The organism is Avibacterium volantium, assembly GCF_900635775.1.
Lineage (GTDB): Bacteria > Pseudomonadota > Gammaproteobacteria > Enterobacterales > Pasteurellaceae > Avibacterium > Avibacterium volantium.
Genome location: NZ_LR134167.1, coordinates 237,345 through 254,655 on the forward strand (window position 1 = coordinate 237,345; position 17,311 = coordinate 254,655).

At 43.1% G+C, this 17,311-nt stretch carries 14 protein-coding genes and 4 tRNA genes; 5 read left to right on the top strand and 13 right to left on the bottom strand.

What is annotated here, in order from left to right:
* Positions 1-18 precede the first annotated feature (18 nt).
* Positions 19-1,518, bottom strand: a complete 1,500-nt coding sequence (locus tag ELZ61_RS01175) for a helicase HerA-like C-terminal domain-containing protein (protein WP_126370862.1) — start codon at positions 1,516-1,518, stop codon at positions 19-21.
* A gap of 55 nt (positions 1,519-1,573) precedes the next feature.
* Positions 1,574-3,073 carry a helicase HerA-like C-terminal domain-containing protein gene (locus ELZ61_RS01180; protein WP_126370864.1) on the bottom strand — a complete coding sequence of 500 codons (1,500 nt, stop codon included), beginning with the start codon at positions 3,071-3,073 and terminating at the stop codon, positions 1,574-1,576.
* Positions 3,074-3,247: 174 nt separating this feature from the next.
* Between ELZ61_RS01180 and ELZ61_RS01185 the strand changes: the two genes are divergently transcribed.
* Genes ELZ61_RS01185 through dtd form a run of 3 tightly spaced genes read left to right on the top strand, consistent with a single transcriptional unit; the run spans position 3,248 to position 5,018 of the window.
* Positions 3,248-3,745, top strand: a complete 498-nt coding sequence (locus ELZ61_RS01185) for a YchJ family protein (RefSeq protein WP_126370866.1) — start codon at positions 3,248-3,250, stop codon at positions 3,743-3,745.
* Positions 3,721-4,584: a virulence factor BrkB family protein gene (locus ELZ61_RS01190; protein WP_126370868.1), complete on the top strand. Its 864-nt coding sequence runs from the start codon at positions 3,721-3,723 to the stop codon at positions 4,582-4,584. The genes ELZ61_RS01185 and ELZ61_RS01190 overlap by 25 nt, the downstream gene beginning before the upstream one ends.
* Positions 4,584-5,018 (top strand): D-aminoacyl-tRNA deacylase, encoded by a 435-nt coding sequence (dtd, locus tag ELZ61_RS01195; protein ID WP_126370870.1) that lies wholly within the window; start codon positions 4,584-4,586, stop codon positions 5,016-5,018. The genes ELZ61_RS01190 and dtd overlap by 1 nt, the downstream gene beginning before the upstream one ends.
* Positions 5,019-5,358: 340 nt before the next feature.
* On the opposite strand, the gene tuf is transcribed toward dtd, so the two are convergent.
* The 5 genes from tuf to ELZ61_RS01220 all read right to left on the bottom strand — a co-directional run bounded on the left by tuf (position 5,359) and on the right by ELZ61_RS01220 (position 7,037).
* Positions 5,359-6,543, bottom strand: a complete 1,185-nt coding sequence (tuf, locus tag ELZ61_RS01200; protein ID WP_115248696.1) for an elongation factor Tu — start codon at positions 6,541-6,543, stop codon at positions 5,359-5,361.
* A 103-nt stretch (positions 6,544-6,646) separates the two neighbouring features.
* Positions 6,647-6,722 (bottom strand) — tRNA-Thr (locus ELZ61_RS01205).
* Positions 6,723-6,726: 4 nt separating this feature from the next.
* Positions 6,727-6,801: transfer RNA gene (locus ELZ61_RS01210), tRNA-Gly, on the bottom strand.
* 41 nt (positions 6,802-6,842) lie between these two features.
* Positions 6,843-6,927: transfer RNA gene (locus ELZ61_RS01215), tRNA-Tyr, on the bottom strand.
* Between the two features lie 34 nt (positions 6,928-6,961).
* Positions 6,962-7,037: transfer RNA gene (locus ELZ61_RS01220), tRNA-Thr, on the bottom strand.
* A gap of 214 nt (positions 7,038-7,251) precedes the next feature.
* On the opposite strand from ELZ61_RS01220, the gene coaA reads away from it, so the two are divergent.
* On the top strand, positions 7,252-8,205 hold the full coding sequence (gene coaA / locus ELZ61_RS01225; protein WP_126370872.1) for a type I pantothenate kinase: 954 nt from the start codon (positions 7,252-7,254) through the stop codon (positions 8,203-8,205).
* A 65-nt stretch (positions 8,206-8,270) separates the two neighbouring features.
* Here the strand turns inward: coaA and gltS are convergent, their stop codons facing one another.
* A complete protein-coding gene (gltS, locus tag ELZ61_RS01230) occupies positions 8,271-9,479 on the bottom strand; it encodes a sodium/glutamate symporter (protein ID WP_103854405.1) in 1,209 nt (402 codons plus the stop codon).
* 274 nt (positions 9,480-9,753) lie between these two features.
* Between gltS and ELZ61_RS01235 the strand changes: the two genes are divergently transcribed.
* Positions 9,754-12,780 (top strand): glycoside hydrolase family 2 TIM barrel-domain containing protein, encoded by a 3,027-nt coding sequence (locus tag ELZ61_RS01235; RefSeq protein ID WP_126370874.1) that lies wholly within the window; start codon positions 9,754-9,756, stop codon positions 12,778-12,780.
* 62 nt (positions 12,781-12,842) lie between these two features.
* On the opposite strand, the gene coaD is transcribed toward ELZ61_RS01235, so the two are convergent.
* The 5 genes from coaD to ELZ61_RS01260 form a co-directional block, all read right to left on the bottom strand.
* Entirely contained in the window at positions 12,843-13,337 is a 495-nt protein-coding gene (gene coaD / locus ELZ61_RS01240) for a pantetheine-phosphate adenylyltransferase (protein WP_126370876.1), read from the bottom strand.
* A gap of 47 nt (positions 13,338-13,384) precedes the next feature.
* Positions 13,385-14,668: a lipid IV(A) 3-deoxy-D-manno-octulosonic acid transferase gene (gene waaA / locus ELZ61_RS01245; RefSeq protein ID WP_126370878.1), complete on the bottom strand. Its 1,284-nt coding sequence runs from the start codon at positions 14,666-14,668 to the stop codon at positions 13,385-13,387.
* 99 nt (positions 14,669-14,767) lie between these two features.
* Positions 14,768-15,919: a tRNA 2-thiouridine(34) synthase MnmA gene (gene mnmA / locus ELZ61_RS01250; protein ID WP_115250133.1), complete on the bottom strand. Its 1,152-nt coding sequence runs from the start codon at positions 15,917-15,919 to the stop codon at positions 14,768-14,770.
* Positions 15,920-15,963: 44 nt separating this feature from the next.
* On the bottom strand, positions 15,964-16,212 hold the full coding sequence (gene nqrM, locus ELZ61_RS01255; protein WP_103854402.1) for a (Na+)-NQR maturation NqrM: 249 nt from the start codon (positions 16,210-16,212) through the stop codon (positions 15,964-15,966).
* Positions 16,213-16,222: 10 nt separating this feature from the next.
* Positions 16,223-17,266: an FAD:protein FMN transferase gene (locus ELZ61_RS01260; RefSeq protein WP_126370880.1), complete on the bottom strand. Its 1,044-nt coding sequence runs from the start codon at positions 17,264-17,266 to the stop codon at positions 16,223-16,225.
* Between the last annotated feature and the right edge of the window lie 45 nt (positions 17,267-17,311).

The following is a 17,311-nucleotide window of genomic DNA, read 5'->3' on the forward strand; positions in this document are numbered from 1 at the left end:
ACTATGTAAGTTAAAATCTTATTTCTTCAACGCTCCTAAAATCCCGCGCATAATTTGCTTGGTGATTTGGTTGCGAATGTTGCGTCCGACTGATTTCGCCACGCTGCTCACCACTTGTTCGGTAACGCTCAGTTGTTCGCCGCGTTTTTTCTTGCCAAACAACATTCGGCTAAGGCTTCCCATAAAGCCGTTTTCTTCTTCCTCTTGGGCTTGTTCCGCTTGTTTTTGTGCGACAGCAGCCAGATCTGCCTGCTCTTGTAACATTTCAAAGGCGGAAACATTATCCACATAATTATTGTAATAAGGGTAAAGATCATCATCTTTCACCCATTGGTTGCGCTGTTCAGCAGAAATCGGTTTAAGCTGACTTTTTGGTGGATAAATATAAGCAATTTCCACTGGCATTGGCATACCTTTTTCATCAAGGAAAGACACCAAAGCCTGTCCCACCCCCAAGGTTGAAATGGTTTCCACCACATTCACTTTTGGATTGGTACGGAATGTTTCGGCGGCAGATTTCACGGCTTTTTGATCGCGTGGCGTAAAGGCGCGCAAAGCGTGTTGCACGCGGTTTCCTAGCTGCCCTAACACTGTATCAGGCAAATCTAATGGGTTTTGTGTAACGAAATAAATCCCCACCCCTTTAGAACGAATCAAGCGCACCACTTGCTCCACTTTATCCACCAACGCGGCTGGCGCGCCGTCAAATAATAAGTGCGCTTCATCAAAGAACATCACAAATTTTGGTTTATCAGGATCACCCACTTCAGGCAGTTGCTCAAATAATTCCGCCATTAACCAAAGCAAAAATGCACTATACATTTTTGGCGAATTAATTAATTTTTCTGAATTTAATACGTTGATCACGCCACGTCCATCACGGGTTTGTAACCAATCATCAAGGTTTAAAGCAGGTTCGCCAAACAATTTGCTTGCGCCCTCGTTTTCTAAGGCAAGCAAGGCACGCTGAATTGCGCCCACACTAGCGGCGGACACATTGCCATATTCCAATTGGAACGTTTTGGCATTTTCTGCCACATATTTCAGCATTGCACGCAGATCTTTCAGATCGATCAGCAACAAGCCTTTATCGTCCGCTACGCGGAATACCAAATTGAGCAAGCCCTCTTGCGTGGCGTTGAGATTCAATAAGCGAGAAAGCAACAATGGCCCCATTTCAGAAATGGTGGTACGCAATGGAATACCGGTTTCACCAAACACGTCCCAGAAAGAAACAGGATAACCTTGCAAATAGCTTTCGCCGCCTAGGTGAAATTGTTCGATGCGCTCTGCCACTTTGCCTTGGAATTCCCCAGCTTTTATCAAGCCCGACAAATCCCCTTTCACGTCCACCAAAAACACTGGCACACCATCATCGCTGAACGCTTCCGCCATTTTGCGTAAAGTAACGGTTTTCCCTGTCCCTGTTGCCCCTGCGATTAAACCGTGGCGGTTTGCCATTTTAGCGGTTAATCCTAAAACTTCGCCTTGTTCTGTTTGTGCTAATGAATATTGCATATAAGCCTCTGAAATCGATCAAAATGTGGGTGCATAATAAGAAAAAATAGTGTCGTTATTTCTTCAACGCCCCTAAAATCCCGCGCATAATTTGCTTGGTGATTTGGTTGCGAATGTTGCGTCCGACCGATTTCGCTACGCTGCTCACCACTTGTTCGGTAACGCTCAGTTGTTCGCCGCGTTTTTTCTTGCCAAACAACATTCGGCTTAAGCTTCCCATAAAGCCGTTTTCTTCTTCCTCTTGGGCTTGTTCCGCTTGTTTTTGTGCGACGGCAGCCAGATCCGCCTGCTCTTGTAACATTTCAAAGGCAGAAACGTTATCCACATAATTATTGTAATAAGGGTAAAGATCGTCATCTTTCACCCATTGGTTGCGCTGCTCAATAGAAATCGGTTTAAGCTGACTTTTTGGTGGGTAAATATAAGCAATTTCCACTGGTGCTGGCATACCTTTTTCGTCAAGGAAAGACACCAAAGCCTGCCCCACACCCAAGGTCGAAATGGTTTCAACCACATTCACTTTTGGATTGGTGCGGAACGTTTCAGCCGCCGATTTCACGGCTTTTTGATCGCGTGGCGTAAAAGCGCGCAAAGCGTGTTGCACACGGTTTCCTAGCTGCCCTAACACCGTATCGGGCAAATCTAGTGGGTTTTGTGTAACGAAATAAATCCCAACGCCTTTAGAACGAATCAAGCGCACCACTTGTTCCACTTTATCCACCAACGCGGCTGGTGCGCCATCAAATAATAAGTGCGCTTCATCAAAGAACATCACAAATTTTGGTTTATCAGGATCACCCACTTCAGGCAGTTGTTCAAATAATTCTGCCATTAACCAAAGCAAAAACGCACTATACATTTTTGGTGAATTAATTAATTTTTCTGAATTTAATACGTTGATCACGCCACGTCCATCACGGGTTTGTAGCCAATCATCAAGATTTAAAGCAGGCTCGCCAAACAATTTGCTTGCCCCTTCATTTTCTAAGGCAAGTAAGGCACGCTGAATTGCGCCCACACTAGCGGCGGACACATTGCCATATTCCAATTGGAAGGTTTTGGCATTTTCTGCCACATATTTCAGCATTGCACGCAGATCTTTCAGATCGATGAGCAATAAGCCTTTATCGTCCGCCACGCGGAATACCAAATTGAGCAAGCCCTCTTGCGTGGCGTTGAGATTCAATAAACGAGAAAGCAACAATGGCCCCATTTCAGAAATGGTGGTACGCAATGGAATCCCTGTTTCGCCAAACACGTCCCAGAAAGAAACGGGATAACCTTGTAAATAGCTTTCGCCGCCTAGGTGAAATTGTTCAATGCGCTCTGCCACTTTACCTTGGAATTCCCCAGCTTTTACCAAGCCCGACAAATCCCCTTTCACGTCCACCAAAAACACTGGCACCCCATCATCGCTGAACGCTTCCGCCATTTTGCGTAAAGTAACGGTTTTTCCTGTCCCTGTTGCTCCTGCGATTAAACCGTGGCGATTTGCCATTTTGGCGGTTAATCCTAAAACTTCGCCCTGTTCTGTTTGTGCTAATGAATATTGCATATAAGCCTCTGAAATCGATCAAAATGTGGGTGCATAATAAGAAAAAAATAAAGTGCGGTCAAAAATTATCACAAATTCTGCACGCCCTATTTTCTTTTTGGCAAATGAAATCATCAACTTGATGTGATATGCTTAGGCGAATTTACCAACTACTTGAAGGATCATTGTTGAAAAATGGACGAAAAAACCACCGCACTTTGTCCTTGCCAATCGGGTAACGCATATCAAGATTGTTGCCAGCCCTTACATCAAAAGCAAAAAATTGCCCAAAACGCCGAACAATTAATGCGTTCGCGCTACGCTGCGTTTGTATTGCAAGATATTGATTATATTGTAGAAACCACCGTACCAAGCCAGCAAACACTGTTGGATTATGACGCCTTAAAACAATGGGCGGCGCAAACCCAGTGGCTGGGCTTAGAGGTGCTAAAACACGATGCTAAATTAGATAAAACCCATAGTGCGGTGGAATTTAAGGCGAAATTTTTAAGCGCTGAGGGCGAGCAGATTCATCACGAAAAATCTTTATTTGTAAACGTGGGGGAACGCTGGTATTTTGCCGATCCCACTGTTACCCTGCCTGCAATGAAGCAGCCTTGTATTTGCGGCTCAGGGAAGAAATTTAAACATTGTTGTGGAGTAATGCTATGTCAGTTTTATGGCGAAAACTAAGCCTCTTTCTCAAAGTGTTTTGGTTGCGTTTCAATCAAAATAAACTCACCCAAGCAGCGGGCTATCTCACTTACAGCACAATGCTGGCGCTTGTGCCGCTGATTATGGTGATTTTTTCCATTTTCTCCGCCTTTCCTGTTTTTAATGAAGTAACAGGCGAGCTCAAACAATTCATCTTTGACAATTTCGCCCCAAACGCCAGCAATATGGTGGGAGAATATATTGATCAGTTTGTGAATAATTCCAAACAGATGAGTGCGGTTGGGATCATCAGTTTAATTGTGGTTGCTTTAATGCTCATCAATACCATTGACCGTACGCTCAACTCCATTTGGCAGGACAGTAGCATTCGCCCAACCCTTTTTTCTTTTGCCATTTACTGGCTGATTTTAACCCTTGGGCCGATTATTATCGCCACCAGCATTGGGGTTAGCACCTATGTTACTAGCCTTGCTGGTGATTTGTTGCAATCGGATCTGAGTTTGCCTTTTGGCTTAAAATTACTTCGCTTTATCCCCTTTATGCTCACTTGGTTTATTTTCACTTTAATTTATAAAATTGTGCCGAATAAACCTGTCAGCATTAAACATTCTGCCGCTGGGGCATTGGTCGCTGCGGTGTTCTTCACCTTAGGCAAACAGGCCTTTGCCTGGTACATCACCAATTTTCCCTCTTATCAGCTGATTTATGGCGCAATGGCAACATTGCCAATTATGTTACTGTGGATTCAGCTCAGCTGGATTGCCATTTTGCTCGGCGCGCAACTGGCTGCGGTGCTGGGCGATATGCGTTTATTAAAAAATGGTGAGATTGAATTACAACAAATTGAGGAACAATAATGATCGCATTAATTCAACGAGTTACCCAAGCTAAAGTGGAAGTCGATGGCAACATCACAGGGCAAATTCAGCAAGGTTTATTAGTGTTGCTTGGCGTGCAAAAAGAAGATGATGAAAGCAAAGCGGATCGTTTACTGGAAAAAGTGCTGCACTACCGCGTTTTCAGCGATGAACAAGGCAAAATGAATTTAAACGTCCAACAAGTAAAGGGTGAATTGCTGGTAGTTTCCCAATTCACCCTCGCCGCCGACACTCAAAAAGGCCTACGCCCTAGCTTTTCCAACGGTGCAGCGCCACAAAAAGCCGAACAGCTTTACGATTACTTCGTACAAAAAAGCCAACAATGCGTTACCACCGCCACCGGCAAATTCGCCTCTGATATGCAAGTGAGTTTAACCAATGACGGGCCAGTTACGTTTTGGTTGGAGGTGTAAGGATTACAAACAGAAAATAGATAAAACTAAAGTGCGGTGCTTTTTCGCTAAGTTTTTTATTATCTGTTTAATGTATTTTGTGTATCTAACCCAATTCTCTTTATTGAAACACTAAACTAATAGAAGGTAATTCATTGTCAAATGAAAATAGATTTGACGTGAGAGAATAAAATATAGAAAAGAAAAAATCCCTAAAATTTACACCGCACTTTATTTATTCTTTTACAACAAAAGTGCGGGCATTTTTTCCAGATTTTTCATCGCAAAATCCAAGCAAAAGGGCATCTTTCGATGCCCTCTCTTAGCTTTTAGCTTTTCTAGTGTTACCTAGCAATCATCATTATTTGATGATTTTTGCTACCACACCCGCACCTACTGTACGTCCACCTTCACGAATCGCAAAGCGTAAACCTTGGTCCATCGCGATTGGGTGAATTAAGCTTACTGTCATTTTGATGTTATCGCCTGGCATTACCATTTCCACGCCTTCTGGTAACTCAATTGTACCTGTTACGTCAGTTGTACGGAAATAGAATTGTGGACGGTAACCTTTGAAGAATGGAGTATGACGACCACCTTCTTCTTTTGATAATACGTAAACTTCTGATTCGAAGTCTGTGTGTGGCGTAATTGAACCTGGTTTCGCTAATACTTGACCACGTTCGATTTCTTCACGTTTTGTACCACGTAATAATGCACCGATGTTTTCACCCGCACGACCTTCATCAAGTAATTTACGGAACATTTCTACACCTGTTACGGTAGTTTTCGCAGTTTCTTTGATACCTACGATTTCTACTTCATCACCAGTGCGGATAATACCACGCTCTACACGGCCTGTTACTACGGTACCACGACCTGAGATTGAGAATACGTCTTCGATTGGTAATAAGAATGGTTGGTCAATCGCACGCTCTGGCTCTGGAATGTATGTGTCTAAGTGGTTTGCTAACTCAAGGATTTTTTCTTCCCATGCCGCATCGCCTTCTAACGCTTTTAACGCTGAACCACGTACGATTGGTGTGTCATCACCTGGGAAATCATATTGAGAAAGAAGCTCACGCACTTCCATTTCTACTAATTCTAATAACTCTTCGTCATCTACCATATCGCATTTGTTTAAGAATACGATGATGTATGGTACACCTACTTGGCGTCCTAATAAGATGTGCTCACGAGTTTGTGGCATTGGGCCGTCTGTCGCTGCTACTACTAAGATTGCACCGTCCATTTGCGCCGCACCAGTAATCATGTTTTTAACATAGTCCGCGTGTCCCGGGCAGTCAACGTGTGCGTAGTGACGAGTTGGGGTATCGTATTCAACGTGTGAAGTGTTGATGGTGATACCACGCGCTTTTTCTTCTGGCGCGTTATCGATTTGGTCAAATGCACGTGCCGCACCACCGTAGTGTTTCGCTAATACGCTGGTGATTGCTGCTGTTAAAGTTGTTTTACCATGGTCAACGTGGCCGATTGTACCCACGTTTACGTGCGGTTTTGTACGTTCAAATTTTTCTTTAGACATTAAGAGTCCCTCTAGATAAACACGGTTATCGATGGTTCAAAATACCACATTAACCAATTGAATTAAGTTTAAACTATTAATAAGAGAAAGGTGAAGTTAAGGCTGGTGCTGATAGGCGGATTTGAACCGCCGACCTCACCCTTACCAAGGGTGCGCTCTACCAACTGAGCTATATCAGCGCTTTGGAGCGGGCAGCGGGAATCGAACCCGCATCATCAGCTTGGAAGGCTGAGGTAATAGCCATTATACGATGCCCGCAGTCCTAAATTCATCTGTCCCATCAGAATTCATCTAAAAAATGGTGGAGGGAGAAGGATTCGAACCTTCGAAGGCTGAGCCGGCAGATTTACAGTCTGCTCCCTTTGGCCGCTCGGGAATCCCTCCGCACTAAATGAATGAACTTGACTACGATTGGTTATGGTGCCGACTACCGGAATCGAACTGGTGACCTACTGATTACAAGTCAGTTGCTCTACCTACTGAGCTAAGTCGGCATCGTAAGCAAGTGAGGCGTATTATAGGGAAATTTTTATCACTGACAAGCGTTTTTTTGAAAAAAAATAGATTTTTTTTATTGTTCGGCTATTTCTCAGTCAAAATGCACAAAATTTATAAAAAAAGTGCCAATTTATTCTAAATTTCACTAATCATAAGCAAATTTATAGGGTATATTTCTATTCATCATTCTATAAATATGAAGACAACATTGTGGCATTTTCTGATTCAACTTTATTAAATGAGCAATTAACGCCCTTTCTTTCTTTTGATCGCCAGCAATGGGCAGAATTACGCAAATCCGTTCCATTAAAACTCACCGAGCAAGATCTCAAGCCTTTGCTAGGAATTAACGAAGATCTGTCATTAGATGAAGTTAGCACCATTTATCTACCGTTGGCGCGTTTAATTAACTACTATATTGAAGAAAATCTGCGCCGTCAGACCGTTTTAACCCGTTTTCTTGGTGGGGATAAGCAGAAAACTCCTTATATTATCAGCATTGCAGGCAGTGTTGCGGTAGGGAAAAGCACTTCCGCGCGGATTTTACAATCACTCTTATCTAACTGGCCACAAGTGCGTAAAGTGGATCTCATCACCACCGATGGCTTTTTATATCCTTTAGAAAAACTCAAAAAAGACAATCTGTTACAAAAGAAAGGCTTTCCCGTTTCTTATGATACGCAACGCCTGATCCATTTCTTGGCTGATATAAAATCAGGCAAACGCAATGTGAGTGCGCCGATTTATTCTCATTTAACTTACGACATTGTGCCTGATCAGTTTGATTATGTTGATCAGCCCGATATTCTTATTTTAGAAGGATTGAATGTGCTACAACGTGGAAATAGCAATACAAATCAAGTTTTTGTTTCTGATTTTGTCGATTTTTCTATTTATGTTGATGCGGAAGAAAGTCTATTAAAAGAATGGTACATTCGCCGTTTCCTTAAGTTTCGCCAAAGTGCCTTTAATAATCCTGATTCTTACTTTAAGCACTATGCCAGCCTTTCTGAGCAAGAGGCCGTTGCCACAGCGAGCAAAATTTGGGAAGACATCAACGGCAAAAACCTACGAGAAAATATTCTACCGACCCGTGAGCGCGCCAATTTAATTTTAACCAAGGGCGCAAATCACGCAGTGGAAAAAGTTAAATTAAAAAGATAGTGATAAAAAAATCGTTGTTAAGTTTCATTAACAACGATTTTTTATTTATACCTAATTTTCCTTGCTTAATGGAATATCGCCACTACTTCCACGAAGAGTTTCAACAAACTCGCATTAAGAATATCAATGAAGAATGCCCCAACCATTGGCACAATCAAGAAGGCTTTATGGGAAGGCCCATAGTGGGAAGTTACGGCTTGCATATTCGCGACCGCTGTTGGTGTTGCCCCTAAACCAAAGCCGCAATGACCCGCACTTAACACCACGGCATCATAGTCTTTCCCCATCACACGGAAAGTAACAAAAATCGCATATAACGCCATTACCGCCACTTGAATGAGCAAAATCACCAAAATTGGCAAGGCTAAGCCGACTAATTCCCACAATTTTAGCGACATCAACGCGATCGCCAAGAAAATGGAAAGCCCGACACTACCCAAAATATCAATGGCTTCTTCCGCCACTTTAAATTTAAAGATATGAGATAAAGAATTGCGCACAATCACCCCAGTAAATAAGCACCACACGAAGGTCGGAAGTTGGAATGCCGTGCCTTTCGCCAATAAATCTAACTGCTGCCCAATGAATAAACAAATAGACAACATCGTGATTGTTTCAATAATTGAGCGAGTATTTACTTTACGGCGATACACCGGTTTTTCAAAAGCTTCTTCCACATCATCTAAATTTTCATCTTCTGGAATTTCTTTACGATGTAAGCGTTTAAGCAAAAAGCTCGCCACAGGCCCACCGATGACACCACCAAAAATCAAGCCAAAGGTGGCGCAAGCCATCGCTAATTCTGTGGCACTTTGAATACCAAAACGTGCCGCCAACGCATCAGCCCAAGCCGCGCCTGTGCCGTGTCCTCCTGTTAGAGTAACGGAGCTTGCTAACAATCCATAAGCGGGATCTAACCCTAATGCCATAGCACTGAAAATGCCCACGGTGTTTTGTAACGCAATCAATCCAGCTGCAACAAAAAGGAAAATCACCAATGGCATTCCGCCTTTAATTAAACGAGAAAAATTTGCACTCAAGCCGATAGAGGTAAAGAATGTCAGCATCATTGTACGTTGTAAATCCGTATCAAAGCTGAAACTTAATCCCCAAAACTGATGAACCACCGTCAAAATGATTGCGACAACAAAACCGCCCACCACAGGCTCAGGAATATTATAGTGATTTAATAAACGAACACGCTTTACTAAAAAATACCCCAATAATAAAACTAAACAGGCTAACGCCAATGTTTCATAAGTATCAAAAACCATATACTCCTCTTTTTATTTCTTTTGTATCCTACTCCTTTAGGAGTAAACGAATATGATATGGAAAATCAAAGTGGCTTAATATAGCAAAAAAACCCTTTTTATTGTAGGCTTACGCCGATCTTTCCCTGCTTTTCTGATTTTATCCACTTGTAATAGATTGATTTTAAAGCATTAATTTTATTCCGTGATCGTTCTCACAAATTTTCTCTTTCGTCCACACTTTCGCTAAGAATTGGCGTATATTTTTTGCATCACAACTTATTTAGGCTGCCTTATGTTTTTACCTAATTACTTTCAAGATCCAAAGGTGCTACACCTAAACACCACGCCCCATCACGCCTATTTTATTCCACACCCTAATATGCAAAGTGCGGTGCAAAATTCGCGAGAATTTTCTCCCTATTTCATTGATCTCAATGGAAATTGGGATTTTCATTATTTTAAGAGTTATTGGGATTTGCCGGAAAACTTCCTCCATTTCAACTTTCAACAGCACATTCCCGTGCCCTCCACTTGGCAAACTCAAGGCTACGATCAACATCAATACACCAATGTGAATTATCCTTTTCCTTTTGATCCGCCTTATGTTCCACAGGAAAATCCTTGCGGACTTTATCACCGCACTTTCAATTTTCAACCCAACGCCAACAAACGCTACTTGATTAACTTTGAAGGGGTGGACAGCTGCCTTTTCCTTTATGTGAATCAACAATTTATAGGCTATAGCCAAGTCAGCCACTGCACTGCAGAATTTGATCTCACCGATTATTTACAGCAAGGGGAAAATCACCTTACTGCCTTAGTATTAAAGTGGTGTGATGGCAGTTATTTAGAAGATCAAGATAAATTCCGAATGTCCGGCATTTTCCGAGATGTGTATATATTGGAACGCGAGCAAAATTATCTGCAAGATTTTTTCATCAAGACCACCCTTTCTGAGGATTTAAAAAGTGCGGTGGTAAATTTGAATATTTTTTTCCGCCAGCCTGAAAATGCCCCAACAATTACTTATCATCTTTTTGATCCACAAGGAAAAAAACTTTTCCATACCGAACAGAACCAATTCTGCGTAGAAAACATTCAATTATGGAATGCCGAAACGCCGCAGTGTTACGATTTATTGATTTGCTATGGCGAAGAAGTGATTTGCCAAAAAATTGGCTTTCGCCAGATTGAAGTAAAAAATGGCGTTTTATTACTCAACCAGCAGCCCATAAAATTTAAAGGGGTAAACCGCCACGACAGCGATCCACAAAGCGGCTACACGATCAGTGAAAAGCAGGCAATGGCAGATTTACGCCTAATGAAGCAACACAATTTCAACGCCATTCGTACCGCTCATTATCCTAACGCTCCGTGGTTTGCTGAATTGTGCGATCGCTACGGTTTTTATTTGATCGCCGAGGCAGATATTGAAAGCCACGGCACCAATGCCGTCTATGTGCCAAGCCCCGAAAAAAGCATTTTACTTGGCGTAGAAACGGTGTCTGATCAGGCTGCCATTCGCCAGCAAGTTATTGATAATTATTGTTATATGGCACGAAGCCCAGATTTCACACAAGCGATTTTAGATCGTGTACAAGCCAATGTGCAGCGAGATAAAAATCGCCCTAGTGTGCTGATTTGGTCGCTCGGCAATGAAAGTGGCTACGGTGAAAATTTCGAGCTTGCTGCTCGCTGGGTGAAGGCTTTTGATCCCGCTCGTTTAGTGCATTATGAAAATGCGATTTTCCAACATTCCGATCACCAAAATGATACCACGCACTTAGATTTACACAGCGAAATGTATCGCAGCACAGAAGATATAGAAGCCTATTTCGCCACTGAGCGTAACACGAAACCTTATTTACTCTGTGAGTACCTACACGCAATGGGTAACTCTTGCGGCGATGCGGAAGATTATTTCCAAGCGATAGAACAGCACGCAGGTGCTTGCGGTGGTTTTGTGTGGGAATGGTGCGATCACAGCCCTTATTTGCCACAATCTAAAAAAATGGGCTACGGTGGCGATTTTGGTGATTTCCCTAACGATAGCAATTTCTGTGCAGACGGTTTAGTGCGAGCAGATCGCCACATTCAAAGCAATTTGCTTGAACTCAAAAACGTGCAACGTCCTTTACGCGCCAAATACCACAATGGACAGATTGAACTGACCAATTATCTTGATTTTACCCACGCAGAAGATGCCGTGAGCATTCACTATCAACTATTAGAAAATGCGGTTCTCGTGCAGCAAGGACAAATTGCCACGCCAAAAATCCCACCAAAACACACCGCACTTTTACCTTTCACCTTGCCACCAAATAATGGCAGTTTATGGCTGTTAAATTTAGAATATCGCACCAAACACGCCACGCCTTTAGTGGAAAAAAATCATTTACTCGGCGCGGATCAGCTTTGTTTATTTGGCGACAAACAGCTGTCTAGTTTTTACTCCCCACGTCTGCCAGAGCAAGCCCATATCCAGCACAGCTCACGGGAAATCCACATTACCTTTGGCAACACGAAATATGTTTTTGATAAACAAAAAGGCATTCTCTCTCAACTGCTTTCTGCACAACATCCGATTATTCACCGTCCGCTGGATTTTAATATTTGGCGCGCGCCATTGGATAACGATAGCTTAATCAAAGCACATTGGTTTGCAGCAGGCTATCATCAGGCTTATAGCCGAGCCTACACAATGCAAGTGGAACAACGGCAAGATCGCGTAGTCGTACAAGCTCACTGCGCTTTGCTAGCGGTTTCGCAAAGCAAAATTCTAGATCTTAATGTGGAATATCATTTGTTTGATCACGCCTATTTTGAGATCAAAATTCACGCCAAAAAAGCACCGCACTTACCTTTTTTGCCACGCTTTGGACTACGTTTTTACTTAGCTAAACAACAATGGCAAGCCCGTTATTTTGCCTATGGCAACGGCGAAAGCTATATTGATAAACACCACGCCACTCAGCTTGGGCTTTATCAAACAACCCCACGGCAAAATCACGTTGATTATTTAAAACCGCAGGAAAATGGCAGCCACTACCATTGCTCTTTTGTTAAATTAACCGGTGCGGAAGGTGGTTTGTACATCACTGCCCAGCAACCCTTCAGCTTTAACCTTTCTCCTTATAGCCAAGAAGAATTGGCAAGCAAAAAGCATCATTATGATTTACAAGAAAGCCCTTACTGCGTGCTGTGTGTGGATTATAAAATGAGTGGCATTGGCTCAAACTCTTGTGGGCCAGTGCTCAAGGAGGCTTATCGTTTGAACGAAACCCAATGGGATTGCACCTTTAAAGTGAGTTTGCTGTAAGGTGTATGGGGAAAATAATAGGTAAAACTTGGGGCGAAAGTTCGCCCCATTTTTATATCCTGTTATTTTTCAATAGGATCTTTCATTGCTTGCAACACGGCTTGCGGCACAAGTTCACTGACATCTCCGCCGTGTAGATGAATTTCTCGCACGATGGTGGAAGAAACAAAGGCCCATTTTTCGCTAGGTGGGAAAAATAAACTTTCCACGCCTTGCCCATTTTCATTTTTGGTTAATAAGCGATTTAGGCTGGCGAGCTGTAGTTCGTATTCAAAATCGGTGGTGGTTCGCACGCCGCGGATAATAGCGTGAATATGTTTTTCTTGCACCACCTTAGCCAGCAAATCAGCAAAGCCAAACACTTCCACATTGGGTAAGTGAGCGACCGCTTGCTGTGCAATTTTCACTCTGGTATCTAAATCGAATAAGGGCTTTTTGCTTGGGCTGGCAGCAATGGCAACAAAAACTTTGGAAAAAAGCACCGCACTTCGTTCAATAATATCTAAATGCCCGTTGGTGATGGGATCAAAGGTGCCGGGGTAAATTACGGTTGTCATTTTTTCTCCTTTAAGTTCTGCTATGGTGTTCAGGCAAAATTCTGTGTTTATGGGGCTTCTAAATAAGGTTGAAGTAAATCAAGCAAGCGTTGTAAAGCACCGCGATTTTCTAATAATACGCCATAGCCCGCTTTCCCTGTGCGCTCACGCAAGGCTGATGAATTTAGCAAAATTTCCACCGCTCTTGCGATGGCTGCAGCATTATTATTCACTTCAACAAAGCCCTGAACTTCCATTAAATTGCGGTAAACTTCGGGGAAATTGAAGGTATATTTACCACTCACCACAGGAATTTGGAAAGCGAGCGGTTCAAGGGGATTATGTCCGCCTCGTTTCACTAAACTGCCCCCTACAAAGGCGACATCAGCCAAGGCGTACATCAACATTAACTCGCCCATTGTATCACCTAGCACCACTTGGGTATTGGCTTGTGGCGCACGATTTTCACTGCGGCGCACAAAGGTGAAATGCTGTTTTTCAATTTGCTCCGCCACTTCGTTAAAACGTTCTGGGTGGCGTGGCACGAGAATCAGCAATAAATCGGGAAAGGTTTGCAATAATAAACGGTGGCTTTCTAAAATCAGGCTTTCTTCGCCTTCGTGGGTGCTGGCGGCAACCCACACTGGGCGTTGTTGTTTCCATTGGGCTTTTAGCTTTTCGGCTTCAGTGAGTAAGCTCTCACTTAGCACTAAATCATATTTAATATTTCCTGTGAGCTTGAGCTTTTCTGGATCGTAGCCCAGTTTGAGATAACGCTGTCCGCTGATGTTATCCTGCGGCGCAATCAGGCTGATTTTGCTTAAAATGGCTTGGATATAGCTTTCCAGCCAGCCATAACGTTTTGCTGATCGGGCAGATAAACGGGCGTTGGCGATAATAAACGGAATGTGCTGTTTGTGTAGCTGATAAATTAAATTTGGCCAAATCTCAGTTTCGATCACAATACAGACTTTCGGTTGAATGAAACGAACAAAACGTTTAATCGCCCCTGGTAAGTCGTAAGGCAAATAAAAATGGCTGACTTGATCACCAAAAGCAGCTTTAACACGCTCAGAGCCTGTTGGCGTAACAGTGGTCAAGGTAATGGATAATTCAGGGTAATGGCGTTGAATCGCTTTGACCAACGGGGTGGCTGCAATCACTTCCCCAACGGACGCCGCGTGGATTAGCACACCATTCGGCTTTGGCGGAGTTTGTGTGGCGCGATAAATGCCATAACGCTCCAAAATCCGCTGACGATAAGCTGGCGCTTTTAGGCTACGCAACAAAATAAAGAGCCAAATCAGCGGTTGAACAAGATACATTATGCAAGTGTAAATTCTGTGCCACATAGCCGTTTCTTCACTAAGCCGAAAAAAATTGAGAAATTTGCCCCGCACTTTATTCATACAACTTGGCAAGATAAAGTGCGGTGGAATTTCGCGAAATTTTTATTTGATTGATTGTTCAATAATGCCGCCGCCAAGGCAAATTTCCCCTTGGTAGAACACGGCAGATTGCCCTGGGGTTACTGCAATTTGCGGTTCATCAAAACGCACTTCAATGCTGTCATCATTAAGGGGAATGATTTGGCAAGGAATATCTGTTTGACGGTAACGAGTTTTCACCGTGCAACGCAGGGGTTCGCGAATCGGTTGGCGATCCACCCAGTGCAGCTGTTGCGCGATTAATCCACTGGAAAGCAAGGCAGAATTATCCAAGCCCTGAGCGACCACTAACACATTGTTAGTGAGATCTTTTTCCACTACATACCACGCATTTTCCGCTTTACCTTTCACGCCACCAATGCCTAAGCCTTTGCGTTGCCCTAAGGTGTGATACATCAAACCTTGGTGGCGACCGATGACTTCGCCCTCAGTGGTTTTGATGTCCCCTGGTTGAGCTGGCAAATAACGCGCCAAGAAATCTTTGAATTTACGTTCGCCGATAAAACAAATGCCGGTGGAATCTTTTTTCTTCGCGGTAACCAAGCCTAAATCTTCTGCGATGGCACGCACCACGGGCTTTTCAATATCGCCCACAGGAAACAGACTTTGCGCCACTTGGCTTTCGCTTAAGGTGTAAAGGAAATAGCTTTGGTCTTTGTTAGGATCTAAACCACGCAATAATTGCGCTTTGCCATTGTGATCTCGGCGGCGCACATAATGCCCTGTAGCGATATAATCCGCCCCCAGATCTTCCGCGGCATATTCCAAAAAGGCTTTAAACTTGATTTCTTTGTTGCACAGAATATCAGGGTTTGGCGTGCGGCCAGCTTTGTATTCCGCTAAAAAATGTTCAAAAACATTGTCCCAATATTCAGCAGCAAAATTAATTTTGTGTAATTTGATGCCGAGCTTATCGCATACCGCTTGTGCGTCCGCTAAATCTGCGGCTGCGGTGCAGTAATCGGTGTCATCGTCTTCTTCCCAGTTTTTCATAAACAAGCCTTCCACTTGGTAGCCTTGTTGCTGAAGAATAAAGGCGGAAACGGAAGAATCCACGCCGCCAGACATTCCACAAATCACTTTAATTTTGCTGTTTTCTGCACGTTGGCTTTCGCTTAATGCAGGGAAATATTGTTCATAAGTTTTTGATTTCATCATAATTTTTTCAAATTTTTGACCGCACTTTGTTTATTCGGAAATTATTTTACTTCGTAGAAATTCGTTTCGCTTTTGTTGAAGCGATCTAATTCTGATGCGTCCACTTCGCCTTTTTCCACTTTGGCTTTTAAGTTATCGCAAGGCTCATCGCAATCGCATACTTTCTTTAAGCCAAGGGAAGAAATCCCCCCGCAGCTGCCTGCAATGGATTTGCGTTTGATGATATAGCCGATGGACATCGCTAAAATCACCGCAAGGAAAAAGCCGAAAGTAATAAAAAACAGTTCCATTTTTTCACCTTTATGGATTGATTAATTGTTTAAATGCGGAAGACATTTTTACCTCAAAACCACTTTCTGTTTTGATGATTAAATATACCGCTAATTGTTGCTGCTCCGCTACTTTGAGGGCTTCATCTTCACCAAGCACAAACAAGCCTGTGGATAAGCCATCTGCCGTCATTGATGAGGGATCAAGCACGGTGATTGACGCCAAATGATGCTGAATTGGACGCCCTGTTTGCGGATTAATTTCGTGGGAATAACGCACGCCGTTTTCTTCAAAATAAATGCGATAATCGCCAGAAGTGGCCATCGCCAAATTATGTAAGCCGACCACTTGTTCCACGCTTCTAGAACCGTCCGTAGTAGGTTTTTCAATAGCAATTTGCCAAGGCTTGTTTTCGCTGTTGTTGCCCTTGGCTCGGATTTCGCCGCCAATTTCCACCATATAGTTGCCAACGTGCAAACTTTCAAGATAGTCCGCTACTTGATCAACACCAAAGCCTTTGGCGATGGACGATAAATCTACATAAAGTTCTGGTACGGCTTTTTCTAAGTAAAATTTACCCGCACTTTCGCTCAGTTTTAATTTTTCAATGCCTACCCACGCACGGCGTTCATCAAGCTGTTGTTGAGTTGGGGCTTTTTCTACGCGTTTTTCTGGGCCGAATCCCCATAGGTTCACCAATGGGCCTACGGTAACATCTAATGCGCCTTGTGTAACCTTATTTAAGCGAATGGCTTCACCTATCACTTTGGCTAGATCCGCTGAAATTTCAATCGGAGTATTCACCGCGCGGTTTTGGTTAAAACGGCTTAATTCAGAGGTAGGAATATAGGTGGACATTTTGTCATTCACGTCTTTTAAGATTTTTTCCACCCCTTCGTGGGTATCCGCTGCCGATTGGCTTGCTTCTGCGGTGATGTATTTAATGTGGTAAGTAGTCCCCATTGTTTTACCGCTTAAGGTAACAATTTCGGGATCTTTTTGGCAGGCAGTTAGGCTACTCACCAAGAGTAAGGCGATGCCCCAGCCGTAAACCGTTTTGACTTTTCTTAACATAAATCTATCGCTAATTTTTCTGTGGCTAAAAATGGCTAAAGCGGT

Coding starts and splice junctions, on each gene's coding strand:
- tuf (WP_115248696.1), bottom strand. CDS start 6,543: ATGTCTAAAGAAAAATTTGAACGTACAAAACCGCACGTAAACGTGGGT.
- mnmA (WP_115250133.1), bottom strand. CDS start 15,919: ATGAAATCAAAAACTTATGAACAATATTTCCCTGCATTAAGCGAAAGC.
- ELZ61_RS01235 (WP_126370874.1), top strand. CDS start 9,754: ATGTTTTTACCTAATTACTTTCAAGATCCAAAGGTGCTACACCTAAAC.
- dtd (WP_126370870.1), top strand. CDS start 4,584: ATGATCGCATTAATTCAACGAGTTACCCAAGCTAAAGTGGAAGTCGAT.
- ELZ61_RS01175 (WP_126370862.1), bottom strand. CDS start 1,518: ATGCAATATTCATTAGCACAAACAGAACAAGGCGAAGTTTTAGGATTA.
- gltS (WP_103854405.1), bottom strand. CDS start 9,479: ATGGTTTTTGATACTTATGAAACATTGGCGTTAGCCTGTTTAGTTTTA.
- waaA (WP_126370878.1), bottom strand. CDS start 14,668: ATGTGGCACAGAATTTACACTTGCATAATGTATCTTGTTCAACCGCTG.
- ELZ61_RS01185 (WP_126370866.1), top strand. CDS start 3,248: ATGGACGAAAAAACCACCGCACTTTGTCCTTGCCAATCGGGTAACGCA.
- coaD (WP_126370876.1), bottom strand. CDS start 13,337: ATGACAACCGTAATTTACCCCGGCACCTTTGATCCCATCACCAACGGG.
- nqrM (WP_103854402.1), bottom strand. CDS start 16,212: ATGGAACTGTTTTTTATTACTTTCGGCTTTTTCCTTGCGGTGATTTTA.
- ELZ61_RS01180 (WP_126370864.1), bottom strand. CDS start 3,073: ATGCAATATTCATTAGCACAAACAGAACAGGGCGAAGTTTTAGGATTA.
- ELZ61_RS01260 (WP_126370880.1), bottom strand. CDS start 17,266: ATGTTAAGAAAAGTCAAAACGGTTTACGGCTGGGGCATCGCCTTACTC.
- ELZ61_RS01190 (WP_126370868.1), top strand. CDS start 3,721: ATGTCAGTTTTATGGCGAAAACTAAGCCTCTTTCTCAAAGTGTTTTGG.